1 protein-coding gene and 1 pseudogene are annotated in these 875 nt (G+C 41.3%); both read left to right on the top strand.

The features are described 5' to 3' along the window. A pseudogene (locus R7R78_RS25135) lies at window positions 1–386 on the top strand (hypothetical protein); the annotation flags it as partial. Window positions 387–649: 263 nt separating this feature from the next. After that, window positions 650–875, top strand: a 226-nt coding sequence (locus R7R78_RS25130; protein WP_225474502.1) for a hypothetical protein, incomplete at its 3' end; no start/stop codon positions are given.

Genomic DNA, 875 nt, shown 5'->3' with positions numbered 1-875 from the left:
TCATTGGGCCTCATGGTGAAAGCATCGATTCCGATCTCAACTTACGCACTTACAATCCAAACTTGTATTGTGCTGATGTCGCCATCTGGTATGGCAGCCATGTCATTGCTGGTCAAGGAGACTATCAGGTCGACATCATCTCCGATCCTAACCCCTACGATCCGACTTACCTAATTGACTGCTACGAATACATTAGTAACCCCACGACCAGACAACAATCGTTAGCATTTGATCTGAGCTACTCGCCTTACGACGAACTACTTGATGGCGAGGTGTACAGCTACATTTTGCGTCCAAAGCCTGAACTGGCTGATCGCGTTGAAGAATTTAAAATCAATATGATTTATCACAGCCCAAAGCCGTTACGCTCAAGCAACAAAAAATAACCACTTAAAATACATAATGTTATTTTGACCATTAAATCACTAAAAACAAAAAGTGGAACCGTGATCAAAGTCTCATTTCCTTCCTCATCGACAAAAAACTCAAATAAACTTTACGGGTTTTATGCGGTTTTTCGTGTCTTGAACACTTACCCAATAGTGATTAAAAAGACACAACTTTCTTAAATCTCACTAGTGAGATTTAAGAAAAACAACAATAAAAAAAGCGACTTTCTCATTCGGAAACGAACAAGGACAAATGAATAATGAATAAGGTGAGTTTATTAGCAGCGTCAGTGGCTATCGCTCTTACAGGCTGTGGCGGTTCAGATAGCGGTTCAAGCAGTGCAAGCAACGGTGTTGTGATCACAGGTTTTGACGGCTACTTCAAAAATGCAGTTGTTTTTGAAGACACGAACAACAACGGTCAATGGGACACTCAAGAATCTATTCTTGGTCTGACCGATGAGAAAGGTCAGCTTACACTGGCCG

The organism is Vibrio sp. 2134-1 (assembly GCF_033339495.1).
Note: the sequence above shows the minus strand (reverse complement) of the source record. Positions and strands in the feature narration are given on the sequence as shown.